22 protein-coding genes are annotated in these 15,233 nt (G+C 37.6%); 5 read left to right on the top strand and 17 right to left on the bottom strand.

Annotation, left to right across the window (positions count from 1 at the left end; translation table 11 throughout):
• The first annotated feature begins 67 nt into the window (after positions 1-67).
• Complete coding sequence (locus AC2TF5_RS08365; protein WP_491301715.1) at positions 68-691, top strand: flavin reductase family protein; 624 nt, start codon at positions 68-70, stop codon at positions 689-691.
• Between the two features lie 98 nt (positions 692-789).
• Here the strand turns inward: AC2TF5_RS08365 and AC2TF5_RS08360 are convergent, their stop codons facing one another.
• Positions 790-1,236: an acetyltransferase gene (locus AC2TF5_RS08360; RefSeq protein WP_491301714.1), complete on the bottom strand. Its 447-nt coding sequence runs from the start codon at positions 1,234-1,236 to the stop codon at positions 790-792.
• A gap of 22 nt (positions 1,237-1,258) precedes the next feature.
• The gene (locus tag AC2TF5_RS08355; RefSeq protein ID WP_491301713.1) at positions 1,259-2,140 is read right to left on the bottom strand and encodes a helix-turn-helix transcriptional regulator; all 882 of its coding nucleotides are present in this window, start codon (positions 2,138-2,140) and stop codon (positions 1,259-1,261) included.
• A 98-nt stretch (positions 2,141-2,238) separates the two neighbouring features.
• Here AC2TF5_RS08355 and AC2TF5_RS08350 point away from each other — a divergent pair, with 98 nt between their 5' ends.
• Both AC2TF5_RS08350 and AC2TF5_RS08345 read left to right on the top strand, forming a co-directional pair.
• Entirely contained in the window at positions 2,239-2,766 is a 528-nt protein-coding gene (locus tag AC2TF5_RS08350) for a dihydrofolate reductase family protein (RefSeq protein ID WP_491301712.1), read from the top strand.
• 265 nt (positions 2,767-3,031) lie between these two features.
• Positions 3,032-3,436: a RidA family protein gene (locus AC2TF5_RS08345; RefSeq protein WP_491301711.1), complete on the top strand. Its 405-nt coding sequence runs from the start codon at positions 3,032-3,034 to the stop codon at positions 3,434-3,436.
• Positions 3,437-3,644: 208 nt separating this feature from the next.
• On the opposite strand, the gene AC2TF5_RS08340 is transcribed toward AC2TF5_RS08345, so the two are convergent.
• From AC2TF5_RS08340 to AC2TF5_RS08290, 11 genes are all read right to left on the bottom strand, one after another.
• The gene (locus AC2TF5_RS08340; RefSeq protein ID WP_491301710.1) at positions 3,645-4,265 is read right to left on the bottom strand and encodes a class I SAM-dependent methyltransferase; all 621 of its coding nucleotides are present in this window, start codon (positions 4,263-4,265) and stop codon (positions 3,645-3,647) included.
• A 40-nt stretch (positions 4,266-4,305) separates the two neighbouring features.
• Entirely contained in the window at positions 4,306-4,833 is a 528-nt protein-coding gene (locus AC2TF5_RS08335; protein WP_491301709.1) for an 8-oxo-dGTP diphosphatase, read from the bottom strand.
• Positions 4,834-4,886: 53 nt separating this feature from the next.
• A complete protein-coding gene (locus AC2TF5_RS08330) occupies positions 4,887-5,999 on the bottom strand; it encodes a Gfo/Idh/MocA family protein (protein ID WP_491301708.1) in 1,113 nt (370 codons plus the stop codon).
• Positions 6,000-6,151: 152 nt separating this feature from the next.
• On the bottom strand, positions 6,152-7,267 hold the full coding sequence (locus AC2TF5_RS08325) for an aminopeptidase (protein WP_491301707.1): 1,116 nt from the start codon (positions 7,265-7,267) through the stop codon (positions 6,152-6,154).
• Positions 7,248-7,811 (bottom strand): GNAT family N-acetyltransferase, encoded by a 564-nt coding sequence (locus AC2TF5_RS08320; RefSeq protein WP_491301706.1) that lies wholly within the window; start codon positions 7,809-7,811, stop codon positions 7,248-7,250. The genes AC2TF5_RS08325 and AC2TF5_RS08320 overlap by 20 nt, the downstream gene beginning before the upstream one ends.
• A 42-nt stretch (positions 7,812-7,853) precedes the next feature.
• Positions 7,854-8,396, bottom strand: coding sequence for a histidine phosphatase family protein (locus AC2TF5_RS08315; RefSeq protein ID WP_491301705.1), 543 nt, complete (start codon positions 8,394-8,396; stop codon positions 7,854-7,856).
• A gap of 62 nt (positions 8,397-8,458) precedes the next feature.
• Positions 8,459-8,923, bottom strand: a complete 465-nt coding sequence (locus AC2TF5_RS08310; RefSeq protein WP_491301704.1) for an NUDIX domain-containing protein — start codon at positions 8,921-8,923, stop codon at positions 8,459-8,461.
• A gap of 95 nt (positions 8,924-9,018) precedes the next feature.
• Positions 9,019-9,798 (bottom strand): HAD family hydrolase, encoded by a 780-nt coding sequence (locus AC2TF5_RS08305; RefSeq protein WP_491301703.1) that lies wholly within the window; start codon positions 9,796-9,798, stop codon positions 9,019-9,021.
• Positions 9,799-9,997: 199 nt separating this feature from the next.
• A complete protein-coding gene (locus AC2TF5_RS08300; RefSeq protein WP_491301702.1) occupies positions 9,998-10,363 on the bottom strand; it encodes a hypothetical protein in 366 nt (121 codons plus the stop codon).
• Between the two features lie 62 nt (positions 10,364-10,425).
• Positions 10,426-10,809 carry a hypothetical protein gene (locus AC2TF5_RS08295; protein ID WP_491301701.1) on the bottom strand — a complete coding sequence of 128 codons (384 nt, stop codon included), beginning with the start codon at positions 10,807-10,809 and terminating at the stop codon, positions 10,426-10,428.
• Positions 10,810-10,814: 5 nt separating this feature from the next.
• Positions 10,815-11,393 (bottom strand): hypothetical protein, encoded by a 579-nt coding sequence (locus tag AC2TF5_RS08290; protein WP_491301700.1) that lies wholly within the window; start codon positions 11,391-11,393, stop codon positions 10,815-10,817.
• Between the two features lie 340 nt (positions 11,394-11,733).
• Here AC2TF5_RS08290 and AC2TF5_RS08285 point away from each other — a divergent pair, with 340 nt between their 5' ends.
• The gene (locus AC2TF5_RS08285) at positions 11,734-12,243 is read left to right on the top strand and encodes an RNA polymerase sigma factor (protein WP_491301699.1); all 510 of its coding nucleotides are present in this window, start codon (positions 11,734-11,736) and stop codon (positions 12,241-12,243) included.
• Positions 12,244-12,245: 2 nt separating this feature from the next.
• Positions 12,246-13,316 carry an anti sigma factor C-terminal domain-containing protein gene (locus AC2TF5_RS08280; RefSeq protein WP_491302841.1) on the top strand — a complete coding sequence of 357 codons (1,071 nt, stop codon included), beginning with the start codon at positions 12,246-12,248 and terminating at the stop codon, positions 13,314-13,316.
• A 109-nt stretch (positions 13,317-13,425) separates the two neighbouring features.
• Here AC2TF5_RS08280 and AC2TF5_RS08275 read toward each other — a convergent pair whose 3' ends face one another.
• From AC2TF5_RS08275 to AC2TF5_RS08260, 4 genes are all read right to left on the bottom strand, one after another.
• Positions 13,426-13,836 carry a GNAT family N-acetyltransferase gene (locus AC2TF5_RS08275; RefSeq protein WP_491301698.1) on the bottom strand — a complete coding sequence of 137 codons (411 nt, stop codon included), beginning with the start codon at positions 13,834-13,836 and terminating at the stop codon, positions 13,426-13,428.
• 17 nt (positions 13,837-13,853) lie between these two features.
• Positions 13,854-14,114, bottom strand: a complete 261-nt coding sequence (locus AC2TF5_RS08270) for a hypothetical protein (RefSeq protein ID WP_491301697.1) — start codon at positions 14,112-14,114, stop codon at positions 13,854-13,856.
• A gap of 184 nt (positions 14,115-14,298) precedes the next feature.
• Positions 14,299-14,718, bottom strand: coding sequence for a GNAT family N-acetyltransferase (locus AC2TF5_RS08265; RefSeq protein WP_491301696.1), 420 nt, complete (start codon positions 14,716-14,718; stop codon positions 14,299-14,301).
• A gap of 77 nt (positions 14,719-14,795) precedes the next feature.
• Positions 14,796-15,203, bottom strand: a complete 408-nt coding sequence (locus AC2TF5_RS08260) for a 3-hydroxyacyl-ACP dehydratase FabZ family protein (protein WP_491301695.1) — start codon at positions 15,201-15,203, stop codon at positions 14,796-14,798.
• Positions 15,204-15,233: the final 30 nt, after the last annotated feature.

The raw sequence follows: 15,233 nt of genomic DNA, 5'->3' as shown, positions 1-15,233 counted from the left end.
CTTAAGGCTAGCCGAAGTGCTATATGAGTTCCAGATGCTGACGGACAGCAAAGAAAGGATGATAACTATGCCAAAGCATGATGCGAACGAGTTTACTACAAGCGATTTAAGCGAGCAGGAAATGTACAAGCTAATGATCGGTTCGGTTGTACCGAGACCTATTGCATGGGTTTCCTCCAAAAGCAAGGATGGTGTTCTCAATTTGGCGCCCTTTAGTTTTTTTACCGTAGCTTCTCGCAACCCACCGACACTGCTTATTTCTATCGGCCCGGGCGTAGGAGAACGGGAAGGTACAGTCAAGGATACGCTGACCAATATTCGTGAGATCGGTGAGTATGTCATCAATATGGTCTCCGAACCTTTGGGCGAGGCGATGCATCGTTCATCCGCCAATGTCGGGCCGCAGAAGAATGAGTTTGAACTTGCAGGAGTCACGCCAAAGCCTTGTAAGAGCGTCGATGTGCCGGCGGTGCTTGAAGCACCTATCGCTTTCGAGCTTAAGCTGGATCGAATTATTCCTGTGGGCGGGGATCATCTGGTACTTGGAATCGTGGAACGTGTGCAGCTGGACTCCGCCGCCTATGCAGGGAATTATAAAACAGCAGTGGATAGCTGGAAGCCGTTGGCAAACTTAGCCGATAACTTTGCCAGATTGACGTCTGCATTTCCGCTCGGACCAGGTAATCGTTAAAAGAATGAATTTTATCAAGGAAAGAAGCAGCGAGGAACTAGGACGAAAAAAAGTCCAAGACTGCCGCTGCTTTTATTGCTCTATCGTTTTCCGTAGGCTCAACTTTTTAGTTCTAAATGAAGTAAGGGGAATGGCCGACCTGTTCCGTCTAATTCTGATCGTCCTGTTTGCACAAATCCATACCGTTTATAAAAGGCTCGCGCCCCCTCATTTTGCTCATTGACGTCAACTTCGAGGTGGCTACCTTTCAATTTTTCAGTGTTTTTTAGTAATCGACTACCAATTCCCTGTCCGTGGTAATTAGGGTCGACAAATAACATCTCTATTTTACTACCATTAAGCCCAATAAACCCAATCGGTTCGTTATTTCCATTCACTTCTATCCAAATTTCAACTTCTTTTAATGCTTCATTTTGAACTATGTGGTGATAAAATTGAATGTCCTTTTCAGACAAAAAAGTGTGGGTTAGAACCACAGCACGATACCAAATATCCACTAATTGTTCATGATAATTTTGTTGATAAGGAACAATTTTGTTGTTCATTATTAATCCTCCACTCTAGTGCTTACTGATGATACTGACTTAAATTATTCTTCAACATCTCCATTACTAATTCTTGCAGTTGTCTGGGGACGATGACCTTTGCTTCGGGACCATATGAAAGCAATCTCCGTGCTATAAATGGAAACTCCTCTGGCGGAACTTGGCCTCGCCATTTGTTGTGTTGAACGGAATTAAATAGAGGTTCCGATCCTGCAAGCCTTGCTCCAAAGTCGGTAAATTGCAACACCACTTCTACACTTTCCCTTTTATCCTCTGAGTCTAACCACTCTTTAAGGGTCGGAATAGAATTGTCCGATCGATTAAGTATATTCAACTGCTGCATCCGATCTACACGATACAATAACACCCGTTCATGTTTCATAGCTGGCATGTACCAATATCCGTTCTCATAATAGATGCCAATGGGACAAGCTACCACATTCTTTGTTCCGCTGCGAGATGAATAAACAAATTCAATCTCTCTTTTTTCAACTGATGCACTTAATATTTTCGTTGTCAGTGACTCTGGCTGTACCGAATGATATTGATGAAATGTAATGTGCTGTCTCATACGAATAATCATATCTTGTACATCGCTGGGTAAACTAGAAAAATAATGTTCTGCTAAATGGGTACGAATCGATCCATATGGAAAGTCGGGGACTTTTTCCAAATATTCAATCATCATAAATAAACCAAACGCCTCATGCTGTGTAAGTTGAAGTGGCGGCAAAATTCTGTTCGGCAGAACACGATAACCCCCGTGTGCACCTACCTCTGTATAAAGAGGTACACCCATCTGCTGCAAATAATCCAGGTCACGTTGAATTGTACGTACCGATACATTAAATCGTTCAGCCAGTTCACGGGCAGTGAACTTTTTCCTCGAATCTAATAATCGCATTATCGTAAGCCTTCGATCATTCATTTCCCTCACCTAATTACGTCAATTTTTGTCGTAGTTATAATGTATCATAATCCTTAGAAGGGAGCGATTGATATATGAACAATAATAAAGTAGTACTGTACATCGCCATGAGTTTGGATGGATATATCGCCAAACCCGACGGTTCCGTCGATTGGCTGTTTGATGTCGAAGGGGACGGACAGGATAACGGATATGATGAGTTTTATAATACGGTAGGTACGGTCGTAATGGGGCGACTCACGTATGAAGAAGTGCTAAAGCTCAGTGATGACTTCCCCTATGCCAACAAACCATGCTACGTCCTGTCGAGATCGAAGCAAGCCCCTGCCCCGCATATTATGTATACGGATGAGGCTATAGAAACTCTTATTCCAAGGTTAAAGCACGCATCGGATGGAGACGTTTGGCTTGTAGGAGGAGGACAACTTGTATCTGCTTTTTTGGAAGCAAAATTGCTTGATGAACTTTACATCGCTGTCATTCCGAAAGTACTCGGAGAAGGTATCCCACTGTTTCCAAAAGGAACCATACCAAGTACTTTTCAATTAACTCATATGGAGAAGATCGGACAAATCGTTTCGTTGAGTTACAAAGTAATTTAGCACTTGAGACTTGCTACTATCATTTTTTAATGTTAACATTCTGCTGTAAGTCATTTTACTTTTAAATATGAAGGAGGGAATACCTGATGAAAAAGAGATCCATTAAATATTTATCTTTCGGTATTGGGTATTCTACTGCTGTTTTTTTCTAGAATTAATTTCTGACGGGATAAGTCCGTCTAAAATTAAGAAGTATTAAAAAACAGTGGAAATATATAACATTTCCATAAGTTATGTATTTTCTATTTAAAAGGAGACTTTACAAATGATGAACTTAAATAATAATGTAGTTAAAAGATATAATCCGGAAAATATAGCAAAACCTGTTGGAAACTATAGTCATGTAACAAAAATAAGTAGAGATACTGAAATATATGTATTTTCTGGTCAAATTGGTATCGATCAAAACAATGATATCCCCACAGATTTTAATCAACAAGTAACAAATACAATGAGCAATATTGTTGCACTCCTTTCTTCTCAAAAGTTGACTCCGGATCATGTAATTAAAATCAACATTTGGGCCACAGAAGAAATTGATTGGGATCATTTCGATGAAATATGGAATGGAGTGTTCGGTACCACATATCCTTCTATGACGATTGCTTATGTTAAGGGATTAGGTTTACCAGAATTAAAAATTGAATTAGATGTTTGGGCTGCAGGTTGATTTTTAAAGTCCAATAAGTGACTATATGATATTATCCCCTCATGGTAGACAGTATTAAAAGATCTCATGTTATGATGAGTTCAAAGACTGTTGACCGGAGGGGGTTTTTTATCCAAGCAGGCATTATGTTTCTTCATGATAGAGATACAATTGTTCGGCTTCAGTTTCAATCAAATCCTTGATGTTCATCACACTCCTTAAGATTAGTCTACCCATTGATTTGCTCCTTCTTCTTGCCTTTAATAATTGTCGCATATTTACTTTCAGTTTCCTGAATCGACTGGATTTGGAACCCTGTTGATTGAAAAAGACGTACATATTCATCCATATCGATCGGGTAAAGCTTTAACTTCCTACTACCACATTCAAACCATTCATCGTCTTTACTAACCGACAACACAAATGATCCATTATTTTTAAGCGAATTGTAAATGTTTTTCAATGCTATCTCTTTATCCTCTATATGTAAAAAAGTCAATACACTATAGGCCAAATCAAAGGTATTGGGGCGAATAAATTGATGTGCATCTGCCAGCTCAAGCTCCATGTTTGAAAACACACTTAGATTAGACCTGGCTCTTTCTAAGCTCTTTGGTGAAATATCAATTCCAACAAGAAACTGACATCCTGCATTCAAAACCGACTTAGCTATTCTACCCGTTCCAATTCCCACATCTAATACGACTTTGTTCTCAGCTTTTAATGCCTCGAAAAAAATGTCACCATCCCATCTGTTCATATAAGATTGTAGTAATGGAGGATCTTGCACAGGATCATTTCCCTCGTCAATTAGCAATTCATAGTGCTCGAGAGTGGTAACCACCTTCATGGCTATACACACTTCCTTTTCTAAGGCTTTTTGGCCGATATTACATTCCTGTGTTAACGACTTCCCACCGATTTTCTTTGATTTCGCTCTCGATATAATGCTTAATGGTTTTATTCAATTCGATATCCTTATTTTTATCCCATATCGTACTTACTTCGAATATTCCTGGTCTGAAAAACAATGGTATTCTTTCTCGAAACCAATCCTGCATAGGAAGTTCATTCAACTGATCCTTGTTGACCCACATCAATTCCCCTTCTGGTGGGTTTGTAAGAAGATCGCCCTCAAATGAAGTTACCAAATAATTAAACACCATGTAACGAAGTCCAGAATTAATTTCGCAGAATTCATCTAGCCCCTTATATATGATGTCTTTTACAATTAAGCCTGTTTCTTCTCTTACCTCTCGAATTGCTCCATCTACTATACTTTCTGGAAAATCAACTTTTCCGCCTGGTGCAATATATCCTGGGAACCCTAAATGATTCGGACGGTTCATTAGCAGTATCCTATCCCCATCTTGAACCATGCTCATCGTCAGTATCTTGTGATTTACCTCATTTGACATTCAAACCAGATCCCCATTCATGTCTTTTGTTGTTCTTACTCTTCTTAAATCTATTATATATAACGACTACGAGTATCAAATATGAGGGAATCCACTTTAGTCCACGGAGTAAAGGTGGTCGTTAATGGGTAACGCTGACCAGCTTCCGCTGATTGATATGCACCGAACATAATCTCGTGCACGTGCAGCTGCTGTCTACCTGACTGTACCGGCTGCTCACCAGTTCTAAGACAGTTAACAAAATGGGAAATCACACTCTCATTTTTTTGCTTAGAAATCTTTCCATGCGGAACATAACAATTCTCAATTCCACGCCAATTGACTTGTTCTGCCTCTGGTATTATTTCTCCTATTGTTTGGACAACCAATGGAAACCCGCTATCATTCAAAGCTATAGTCCCGTTACGTCCATAAATAATTGTATTATTCTGTTTGAACGACAGTCCCCATAATGAGCGAATAACCGCATGTTGTCCTCCTGCAAACTGGAGGATTATGGACACATTATCATCCACATCACTACACACTTTCTTACCATCACCGACAATTCGATTCGGAATTAAGGTATTTACTTCTGCCATAACGCTTACAGCCGGTCCTAATAAGCCAACTAGTCGGCTAATCGGATATACCAAGCAATCAAGCACGGCCCCTCCATGAGATATTGATTTATCATAATACCAGTTGTCACGCCATGGTCCCGGAAGGGAAAGTTGTGCCTCGGCACCCGTGATTTTTCCGATATATCGTTCATCAACATATTCGGAAGCGGCCAGGAAGGTGGGACTCAAGTCAAAAGGTAAACTCATGAAGATGACGTCCTTCTCCTCTGCAAGGAATACCATCCGTTTACAATCCTCAAAGTTAGTAGCCATGGGCTTCTCGTTTAGAACATTCAACCCACGTTCTAGTGCAGCAAGCACCGGCTCCGTGTGCATGGAATGAGGTGTGGTGACGACTACAGCATCAAGCTCCTCTCGGTCCATCATGACCTTATAATCATCGTACCAACTTGGGACTCCATAGATTAATGCCTTCTTCTCCGCATTTTCCAAATGTTTTGAGCAAACTGCAGCAAAACGTACTCCTTCTAATTTGGACGCCTGCTCAAAATATCGATTACTTACATGCCCGCTGCCTATCATGCCTAAATTGATCGTTTTCATTAAAGATCTCCTTAAATAAACTTTTCAACTATCATCGAATGTATTTATATATTTTCTCGTGCAATTTTCGAAAAAGATTAGCGCCCCAGCCCTAGATAACTCTTATCTTAGGCTGGGGCGCTTGTCGATTGATCATGTCAACAGCGACATCATCACTTTAGGTTCTCTGGGTTTAATCCCTGTAATTTTTCTGGAATAAACAACCCATCTTTTCGGATTAAAATATCATCAAACCATATTTTTCCCCCGCCGTATTCCGGCCTTTGGATATTAACAATATCCCAGTGAAGTTCGGACCAATTTTCATTTCCAGGTGACCCAAGAGGAACACATCCAGGAGTGAGGTGGAAACTTCCCCATACTTTTTCATCAAACAAAGTATCTTTCATTACATTTTCAATATAAGGGTTAAGACCTATTCCAAATTCGCCAAAATACCTTGAACCTTCATCAGTATCCAGTAATTTATTTATTCGATATGAATCATTTGCGGTAGCTTTAATAATTTTACCATCCTTGACTTCAAGACAAATGTTATCGTAAGTAAAGCCTTCTTTTAAAGAAGGTGTGTTATACGAGATTACTCCGTTGATAGATTCTTTAACCGGCATTGTATATACTTCTCCATCCGGAAGATTCATGATTCCTGCATCTTTAATTGAAGGCATGCCCTTGATCGAGAATGTCAAATCTGTTCCTACACCCTTAATTCTAACTTTATCTGTTTGATCCATAAGCTCAACTAGATTATCCATCTCTTTATCCATTTTTGAATAGTCCAAATTGCATACGTTAAAGTACAAATTCTCAAAATCCTCAGTTGACATGTTCGCCTGTTGAGCCATTGCATGGTTCGGATAACGAAGAATACACCATTTCGTATGATTATAACGTCTGCCATTGATGGGTTGGGAATAATGCTTTCGATACAACGCCATCTTCTCAGGACTAATACCACTTAATTCACTTATATTCTCTCCAGCTCTAATGAGTATATAGGCTTGCATATCGTTAACTCTGTTTAAGTCGTATGATGCCATTGCTTTTAATTGTTCCTCGGTACAATCTTTTAATATTTCTCTTAATAATTCATGATTGTTTATTAAAAGAAATGGAACTCCACCGACACGATAAGCCTGTCTCACCAATTCTTGTGCTAAAGGAATTTCCAATCCATCTACTTCAATTAGTATTTTTTCCCCTTGTTGTAGCTTCACCGAATATTGAATGAGATTTTTAGCGAGTTGTTCAATTCTTGGATCTTTCATCGTTAGTCACTTCTTCCTTTATGATTGAGAAAATTACCGCGTCAACAAATCTTTGCTTCACATAATAATATTTTTTTAAGTACCCTTCCTCACTAAATCCAGACTTCTCTAATAGTTTTCTAGAATTGATGTTATCTGGATATGTAAAGGCCTCTATGCGGATTAACTCAAGTTCTTTATGTCCAAAATTAATCACTTCTCTTAAAACTTCAGCCATGATTCCTTTTCCCCAATATTCAGGACTTAGTTCATAGCCAATCTCAGCTTTAAAATGTTTCTTAGACCAGTTGTGAAAACCACATGTCCCGATAACTTTATCTTCTGCTTTAAGAGTGATTCCCCACCTAATTCCTTGCTGAGTAATAAATCGATCATTGAATATTCTTATAAGATTTTCTGCTTGCTGGAGTTCCGTGAAACTATCTAAATCATAAAACTCTGTCACTTCATCTTTAGAAAAATAATTATACAGATCGACGGAATCCTCTGGTCGTAATTGTCGGAGTATCAATCTTTCAGTTTCTATTGTCGGAAATGTTTTCATCAATTTCTTTCCTCCCTTGAGAAGCATTTAGTTTAATATCTTTTAGTTATTACGAGTCGTATTGAAGTTATATACTTTATACTCCCCGTTATTTGATGAGAATCTGAGAATATTTCGGTCCTCGGGAATACCTTCGAAATAAGCGCCAATACATCCCGTTGTACATCTGTGACCAGATAACAAAATGTTTACTTTTTTCACGCTATATTCAGCTTCAAGTTCTTGCATAAACTCAAAAACTCTTTTAATGTAATGATGGATGTTTTCAACACTTCTATAAATTTTTGAATCAGGAACTACCCCCATTATTTTCACTTCGTCTTTTTTTAACCCATCAGCTTCTCCCAAATCAAAAACATCCAATCTTGGATCTATTTTTACTGTTTTACCCGTTGCTATCTCTGCTGTTTGAATAGCTCTTTCTTGTGGGGAGGTAAATACATAATCAAATTCTACATTTGCAAGTTTGGCTCTTAAATTTTGCGCTTGAATTATTCCATATTCATTTAATGGGAGTCCCCGTCTTCCTTGGAGTCTTCTTTCTTGATTCAAATCTGTTTGCCCGTGTCTAATCACATAAATCATGCAATAACCTCCTTGAATCACATCTTATAGAGTTCTCCTATCTCCCGAATACACAACCGTACTCAGCTCCTAAGAATCCCCATTCGTTCTTCTTTTAAATCAATAAATACTGGTTTCTGTATTCTATTAATAGTTTCAAGATTAATTTCATCAAGATGTTTAAATATAAGTTGTAACGATTCATTGTTACTATCTGTATGGATAATTGTTGATCCATCTTCTTCGAGCTTCCCTTTTAGATCGGCTTCAATATTAAATAAGAACATAACAAAAACGACTTCATTTCCATCAGGATATGTATACATCATTCTTGATCCAGAATAAATAGAGTTTAGATTGTAGTGTATAACATCAAGCCCGGTTTCTTCCTTAACTTCTCTAACCATCGTCTCTTCGATTGATTCCCCTGGTTCCATACCTCCGCCCGGTAATCCCCAATCTCCATAATCAGATCGTTTCTGTAATAATATTCTTCCCGCACTGTCTTTAATAATTGCTCCACCTGTTACGATAATACGTCTGCTCATTTATTTCATTCCTTATCTAATGTTTATAGTTGGCGAAATACTCAACCTGTCTTCAATCGCTTACAAATTAATTGTTAGATGCAGTAAATCTCAAGTTACTTACACAAACGTTCCAAAACCATTGCCACTCCATTTTGGTCATTACTTCCCGTTATTTCATTAGCAATCTCTTTCAATTCAACAACCGCATTTCCCATGGCAATTGAATATCCAGCTGATTTAAACAGACCTATATCATTATGGTCATCTCCAAATACAATGACTGATTCCATTTTTTCATTGTAGATATTACATAACCTAGTTACTGCCGCCTCCTTCGATGCTTGAAGTGGCATGATTTGAATTAATTGTTTATTGTCTGTTACCAGTATGTTTACCTTATGTCCGAACATTAAAGAAAGCCCTTGAATATGATTGTTTCCAGATATTAATATCTTGGTAGCCTCATATTGTTTTAACTCTTCCAATGATTTTACTGTAGGGTTAGACTTGGCGTTCATCGTGTTCATATAATTAAGCTCCCTAAAGCTAAACCATTGATCTTTTACTTCCATAGTCAGTTCGATTTGAGAGTCATGAAACAAACAATAATCGATGATTTCAGAGGTAATATCAGCAGGAATGGATTCACAAAATTCGGTTTTCGATTTTCTACAAATGACTTGTGCTCCGTTATAATATACAAATGCTCCGATATCTAACAACTCATTTGGAAGGAATACTTTAACTGTTCTAGGAGGACGAGCTGTTGCAAAAATAATTCTTATATCTTTTTGATAACAAGAAAGTACTGCTTCATAATTCCGCTTAGAAACTTGCTTTTTCGAGTTTAAAAACGTGCCATCCAAATCTAAGACAACAGTCGAAAATTTCAATGAAGCTACCTCCCCCAAAAATGATTAGGACTGTCAATAACGTTACATCAAGCGTAGTGTCCTCAGAATAACTAAGTAATTTTTCAATCTCAATATTTGTGATTTGTGAATTAAATGACATCGTATCCTCCGTTGATGGTATACTTATGTGTTACCCCCTGCTTTTTTAAACATATTAACTCCGATCGGCCTTAACCGATTATTTTTTCCAATCTAAAATCACTTTGTACTTGTAGTCTGAATCGCCTTCATACATTACTTCTCCATAATTGACTTTCACGCCTAATTGCTTTGCAATGCTATGCCCAATCTCATCAACTTCCAATCCTGAGTTTCGAAAGATTAAAATTACTGGACAATCATACATTCCGTGTCTCCAGTTGTGTTCTCTTGATATATTAATATAGATGTCTTTACTATCCTGATCTGTTGCTCCGTACTCATACCACTCCCACGTATCCTCATAATCTCTATGAGATTCATTTAGAGTTAATATTGTATCAAGCTCTTTAATAATATCTTTCATTTCTTTCTCAATAAAAAACCAAAACTTATATTCAACCATTACGTCTCTCTCCTCGGTTAAACTAGAAGATTCATGTGGCTTTAAAAGTACCTTAAAGACGCTTATCTCTCATTGACTAACCAAGTTTTTGCATCTTCAGGATCTTTATAAAATGATATCCTTTGTGTTATCCCCAATTTTTTTATTCTTCTTCTTAGTCTCCATATATTGATTCCCGATAGTCCGACAAACGAAAGTTTATCAATATGAGCACTTAAGTTATTGATATTGTGTGATAACTCTTGCAGTACCCGATTTGTTACTGAGGTTTGGTACATATCGATCCATATTTTCAGTTTTTTATTTGTGTTAAAAATAAACTCTTCTTCTTGTTTCATCAATTCAAAAAGTTTTTCTTCGTTATTATATTTACTCCCGTATTTTAAGCAATGAATTTCTCCACCTTTATAGTAGTAAGGAAATATTGAACCTCCTGGTGATTTCATAAAATTCACTTCCTCAGATTTTTTTCACTTTCTTTTACACAACTGATTGGTTCGTCATCCCACACTTGTACTTCAATATATCTTTCGGGACCATGTAAACCGTCCCTATTCCAATCTTGAGGTAAACCATATTTTTGGATGAGTTTTAAGATTTCTTCATATGTATAAATCTGTTTTCGATATTCCCGGCCATCATTTATACGAGGACTAAATGTAGGAAATAAATCACCATAGGAAAATGATAGGGCATCAATGTTTAACTTAGATATATGAATTTTTATATATTGACCTTCACTGTACCAAGTATTAAGCCAATCGCATTCGCCTACGACCATATAATGGGGTGTTTTTCTTTCTGGTTTTCCACCTTTTGATATGAACATGTTTCGAGCCATTTGTTCCAATTCATATCTTCTTTCAAGGTATCCATCATTTCTATGAGCAGCCATAACATCACTTTCTCTTTTTAACTTATCTAAAACATTTTTCGCTTGCATCAAGGTTAAATCTGATAAATTCATGAAGGGACCTTTCGATTTCTCATAATAATGATATAAATAATTTATCTCTACAGCGTCACTCATATATTCACCCCATCTGATGTAATATAGTAAATCATGTTGATTATTTATTCTTCAAATATCAATGCATTCCGCCAATTTCGATAACGTTTCCTGCATCTATGATGGGACCAGATGGCTCACAACCTAATTTATTGTATAGATATAAGTTCCTTCCACTTTTATCTTCTGTTTTAAATTGTACTCTAGCGTAACAGTTCTTCCAACTGTAATTGGGTAAATAAATGTATTTCGTTAGGGATGCAAATGAGTTAATTGTATCCGTAACGATTTTTTTTGAATTCAACTGTAACATTTACCAGATCAAACCGTTGTCTAGGGTGAGAAGGAGGAGAGGATATCGATGCGAAATGATTTATATACAGAACTGTTCAAAACGTATCAATCCTCTCTATATCTCTATCTTTACCGGATGTGCGGATCAAAGGAGATCGCTGAAGAATTGGTCCAGGAAACATTTTATAGAGCGATGGTATCGATGAAGACAGAGCATCGGGAGTATGCAAGGGCATGGCTGTATAAGGTAGCGCGTCATCTGTTTATCGACTGGTATCGAAAGCACCGTGGAGAGATTCAGATGCGAAGAGAGATAGAGGCGCAAGAAACAGACAATACGTATCCAACACCAGAGGATGCGCTCGCTGCAAGTGAACGTAAAATCCGCGTTGCAAAAGTTATGGGCAGGCTTCCTGAGCAGTATCGAACGATATTGCTTCTGAGAGAGATGAACTGCTTATCCTATCGGGAACTGGGCGAAATTCTTGATATCAGTTTGAATCAAGTGAAAGTCACCCTATACCGGGCTAGAGAACGTTTTAAGACGGAGTTAAAACAAGAGGAAGGTGAACTGTGAATATGCGTGATGAGTTTACAGAGCAGGAACAAGATGTTTTGCGGGATGAGGATTTCAATACCGAACCTCCGAAATGGAATAAAAAGAAGTTTAATCGAATGATCTGGCGAACGCGGGTGAAAATGCTAGTAAATGCAGCATCTGCTTTGCTTTTATTATTTTTGTTGTATGCAGTCTACATTTCTGCTGTTCACATCTATTTTGATACTACAGGCGTTAGAGGTAAATTTATTAGATCTATAATTACGGTAGTAGAACTACACGAAGATGGCGTTAGAGTGGAGAAACCAGCAAATCCAACCGTCGAAATTACACCATTTCTCACCCAAAAAACAACACTTAAGCTATATAGAGATGTCGGTAACTGGCAAGTTATTACGGGAGAGATTCGAGCGAAACAGAGCTTGTTAGGCAAGCTCACCTATTCCATCGTAAATACCGGCGCTTATTTGAATAATGATAGTCAGGCTGCTTTTATTTTGCCGTCATCTATTATGTTTGATAAAACGATGAAGGACAGATCTCGTAAGGAAGGCGGCCTTGAACAATTAGGGAAGATTGAAGACGGAAATGTGGCCGAGTTGTCATTTTCTATAAGCACATTGATGTCACCAGAGCAGCTCATGGAGTTGCTCGATAGTTATGACGTTGTAGTGACGGGAATGCCTGTATATGCAGGAGAGCTTAAAGCTTTTGACACTCCTCATTCCGTTGGCGGCGGAAGTGAGGATTATTATGTTCCTCACTTAACTCTGAGACCGATGTCTGTGTTTGAGGAGAACAACAGGCTTTCCATGTGGCGCCTATATTTTTCAGCTGAAGACAAGGGGAGAATGTCGGAGCATATAGATTATATGCTGTCTGATCTTGAATGGATGACTAAGAACATCAAATATTACGGTGTAGATCAAGATAAACAGCGACTTGCTTATTTACGGAAAAATGGAGTTCAGGTTTACGGTGCAACCGTAACTGGGCCTGTGCGAGAGCTCGAAAAACTGAAGGAACAACCGGAATTCCGCGAATTCCGATTGGGGCGCATTGAGGTATGGAATTGGGAAGAGAGTTCGTAATTACTTTACGATTCGTTAACGAATAAAAATGAAGAAGGAGAGCGCCTCAAGAGGTGCTTTCCTTCTTCATTTTTTCTCTGAATTTTTACCCAATAAATATTCAAGAGACTTATCGAGGTCTTCTTACCATGAAGCTTTCAGCATCCTTTACAAATCCATATTGTTCATATAATCGGTGTGCATCAGCTGTTCCTAAGAAGCCAGATATATCTTTAAGATCTTCACTATGAATTATGGTTTCTACTAATTTTTTGCCTATTCCTTTCCCTCTATAATCATCATCAATGATGACATCACATAACCAGTATGCAGTTGCCCAATCCGTAATAACTCGAGCAAATCCAATCTGTTTTTCTCCGTGATATACTCCGAAGCAGAGTGAAGTTTCAATCGCTTTTTTAATTCGTTCAACTGGTCTTTTATTTGCCCAATATGTCCCCGCTAATAATCCACAAACAATCTCATAATTTAAAAGTGTCTTGTCTGAACTTATTAAATAGTCTTCGAATCTAACTTGCATGATTTCATCCTCCTTTTCTACACTAAAGGTTTGATTTGAAATCTCTTTACTACTACTGGGTCTATAAATTCAATATCCTTTATGTCCCTGGCTTGAAATTCTTCTAATATTCTCAGAAAAATTCTTCCAATTAATATACTGTCTCCTAATGCATCATGCCTTCGTAAATCCTTATCATGAATGTTATAATGCTTAATCAAATAATCTGTCCAAATTATGTCTGTTACTTCTGGATATAGGACAGTATATTCGGTGTCTGATATAAATCTAATCTCCATTGAGAGTTTGCCTCCGTTTTTTTGGTTATCAAGGACCGAACATTAAGTATCGTTAATATATTGTTATATGATGTTAGGGGGCCGTCTCAGAAATACCCTCAACTCTAAGTTTTATCTACTTTATTCTTGTTAAAATTCTATCAATAACACCCATGGTGTCTAGCTGGTCAGTAATAACTTACACTTAGTTAAGGCACTTCTTGTAATAATAATGTTTATTTCCCAACGGAGCATTCTCGATGATTGCCATTACCTCATAACCATACTTCTTATAAAATTCGGGAGCTTGGAAACTGAATGTATTTAACTTAATGAATGTACAATTCTTCGCTCTAGCAATTTGCTCTGCTTCTTCCAATAATCTTTTACCAAGTCCCCGCCCACGATGTTCATCATCTACCCATAAAATATCAATCTCCATCCAGTTCCAACATACTACACTAAGGAGACCAGCAATTATTTCTTCTTGGTCATCCTTTAAACATAAATTAATTTCTTCATAAATGCCGTTTGGTACATTTTTAGAATTGAACTCAATAAGTTTTTTTCTAACATAATTTGCTTCATCATTTGTACCTTTAATTATCTTTGGTGTATTCATCATTAGATCCTCCCGTAGGTTTTCCTCATTCACTACATTAATTTCGTCTAACGTTTCTTGATTTACGAAGTCCATAAACACTATCTGTTTGGTTGTAGGTATATCATAATCTCGTGAGCCTTGACAATTATTCTTTCTCCTACAGAGGCTTCTCCCTTACCTAAGACGAAACCTCTTTTGTTTTTAGTAATTTCATAATACAAATCAATTCTATCGCCTGGAGAAGCTTGCCCTAAAACCTCGATACCATTTAAAGATGATAAAAACCCTAATCCGTTATCCTTCGTAATTGATGCAAATGCACCTAACTGTGCTAAAGCTTCAACTATCAACGTACTTGGCATATGCTTATTTCCTTCAGTTATATACCATTCGTTCCATGTCACATTCTTATAGCCCTTGACCCATTTATTTGGCTCGACCTCTAGAACTTTATCAATCATTAAGAATGGATATCTGTGAGGAATTACATTAGGGATATTAATCATTATTTTCTCCTTTATGTATTGAAGTTTTCT

It is taken from the genome of Paenibacillus sp. JNUCC 34 (genome assembly GCF_058269055.1).
This window is presented reverse-complemented; position numbering and strand designations above follow the sequence as displayed.